The sequence below is a fragment of the Pontibacterium sp. genome (assembly GCF_041587635.1).
GTDB lineage: Bacteria > Pseudomonadota > Gammaproteobacteria > Pseudomonadales > Balneatricaceae > Pontibacterium.
In genome coordinates, this window is sequence record NZ_JBFGYC010000603.1 from 1 (window position 1) to 2,330 (window position 2,330).

Consider the following 2,330-nt stretch of genomic DNA (forward strand, 5'->3'; position numbering starts at 1 on the left):
CTTCAGCGAGTAGAGAAACGCACGATAATGCCATCAAGATTCAGGTCTTTTTTCAGCCGGGTTTTGAGTGATTCAAGATTCGAGCGCTGAAAGTCCGGACCAACATACACCTTGACCAACGTACCGTTTTTACGGGTGTACACTTTGTGTCCTGCCCCGATCAATTGGGTGCGCAACTCTTTGGCGTTGCCTTCGTCACTGAAGGTTGCCAGCTGTAGCGTCCAAGCCACAGGCACACCCTGCGTATCTAATACAGGTTTGTCTTCATCGACACTAATAACCGGTTTTTTGCGTTCTATCTTTTTCACCAGTTCAGCCGACTTTTCAACCACTGGGCGTGGTTCTTCGGGCACAGCCACCTTAGACGTATCGGGAAGCGTTATCGATTGAGGTTCAATCGTGACTACTTCTGGCAACAAAGGCGCTTCCGGAATCGCCGATTCCAGATGGCGTTCGCGATATCCGTCGCCATTAAAAAACAGTGGAAACAGAATACCGGCTGACAACACGATAACGACCAGACCAATCAACCTGTATTTCAGCTTCTCTTGCATCTTACTCATCCACTCCCAAATGGTTGAGGGCATCACTTACCGTAAAGAATGACCCCGCAACTAACAAACAATTTCCCTGATTTAAATGCACCTTAGCGGCGTCCAGAGCATCTGCAACGGATGGAAAACTGCGACAACTACCCGCAGCGACTTCATCCACTAAATGATCGGCCAGCACCTCTGCTTTTTGGCCTCGAGGCACATGCAAATCCGCCAGATACCAGTATGACACTTGTGGCCGAAGAATCTCGATGACCGACGCAAAATCTTTATCACCCAACATCCCTAGCACCAGATGCACTTGCTCACCTTTCGCCTCAAGACGTTTAGCCAACAATTCTGCAGCCTCTGGATTGTGCGCCACATCCAACCAGCAACAGCCCTGCTCTAACTCAACGCGCTGCATCCTGCCGGTCATCGTAGCGCATGCCAAGCCTTCGCGAATCGCTCCAACACTCACATCCAGTCCTAATACGGCCAATACCTGTAACGCTGTTGCAGCGTTTGGCAAAGGTAGCGTAGGTATTGGCAAGCTCTTTAGCTGCAGACTTTCTCCGACCGGACAAACGCCCTGCCAGTTCCATTTATCTGCATCGCTCTGATATGCGAATTGATTACCCACCTGATACAGCACAGCGCCCGTTTCATCAGCTACGGTAGCAACAGAGGCCGTTGGGTCTGCTTCACCACATATCGCCGGCTGTCCTGCCCGGAAAATACCGCTCTTTTCCCGGCCAATAACTTCACGATCATCGCCGAGCCAATCCACATGATCAATGGCGATACTGGTAACAACAGCCACATCCGTATCGACGATGTTCACGGCATCCAAGCGCCCGCCCAACCCAACTTCAAGCAGGATCACATCAGGCTGCTTACGGTTAAAGATTTCCAGTGCTGCCAATGTGCCATATTCGAAATAGGTCAACGGTGTATCTTTGCGTGCAGCGGTAATGGCACGGAAAGACTGGCACAGCTCTTCATCGGAGATGTTTTGACCGTTAAGACGCACTCGCTCATTGTAGTGTCGAAAATGTGGAGAGGTATAACACCCGACGCTATAACCCGCCTTTCCGAGAATAGTCTCCAAATAGGTGACTGTAGACCCTTTGCCGTTTGTTCCCGCAATCGTAATGACTTTAGATTTAGGCGTGCGAACACCCAGCTCATCAGCTACACGACTCACCCGCTCCAAGCCAAGCTCGATCTCCGCCGGATGGCATGCCTCAATCCACGACAACCACTCGTCTAATGAAAAGCGATCAGTTAGTTGCGTCATAAACACCTACTACAAAAAACAGAAAAGCCGGCAGCGTGGAAATCACTGCCGGCTATTTTTAACTTGGGTTGCGATCAAACAGGTCCGTTATCAGGCGTCTGGCTGACGTGTCAGCTTACGCAGGATTGAATCCAGACGTTCACGCATTTCGTGACGATGGATGATCATATCAACCTGGCCGTGCTCCAGCAAAAATTCACTACGCTGGAAGCCTTCAGGCAGTTTCTCACGTACTGTCTGCTCAATAACACGCGGACCGGCAAAACCGACCAGCGCTTTTGGCTCACCGATATTCAAATCACCCAGCATCGCCAGACTCGCAGATACACCACCGTAAACCGGATCAGTCAGTACAGAGATATACGGAATGCTTTTTGACTTCAAACGTTCCAATACCGCACTGGTTTTAGCCATCTGCATCAGAGAGAACAGCGCCTCTTGCATACGCGCACCGCCAGAAGCAGCGAAGCAGATTAGAGGGATGCCTTCAGCCAGAC

3 protein-coding genes are annotated in these 2,330 nt (G+C 50.6%); all 3 read right to left on the reverse strand.

Going from position 1 to position 2,330, the window contains the following annotated elements; all coding sequences use genetic code 11:
• Positions 1-2: 2 nt before the first annotated feature.
• On the reverse strand, positions 3-563 hold the full coding sequence (locus ABYW01_RS19665) for an SPOR domain-containing protein (protein WP_372836077.1): 561 nt from the start codon (positions 561-563) through the stop codon (positions 3-5).
• Positions 556-1,833, reverse strand: a complete 1,278-nt coding sequence (folC, locus tag ABYW01_RS19670; protein WP_372836079.1) for a bifunctional tetrahydrofolate synthase/dihydrofolate synthase — start codon at positions 1,831-1,833, stop codon at positions 556-558. The genes ABYW01_RS19665 and folC overlap by 8 nt, the downstream gene beginning before the upstream one ends.
• A 90-nt stretch (positions 1,834-1,923) precedes the next feature.
• Positions 1,924-2,330 (reverse strand): acetyl-CoA carboxylase carboxyltransferase subunit beta (locus ABYW01_RS19675; RefSeq protein WP_372836080.1); only part of this gene is annotated, 407 nt, incomplete at its 5' end.

Excerpts from the sequence above, each read along its gene's own strand:
- ABYW01_RS19665 (WP_372836077.1), bottom strand. The coding sequence starts at position 563 with ATGAGTAAGATGCAAGAGAAGCTGAAATACAGGTTGATTGGTCTGGTC.
- folC (WP_372836079.1), bottom strand. The coding sequence starts at position 1,833 with ATGACGCAACTAACTGATCGCTTTTCATTAGACGAGTGGTTGTCGTGG.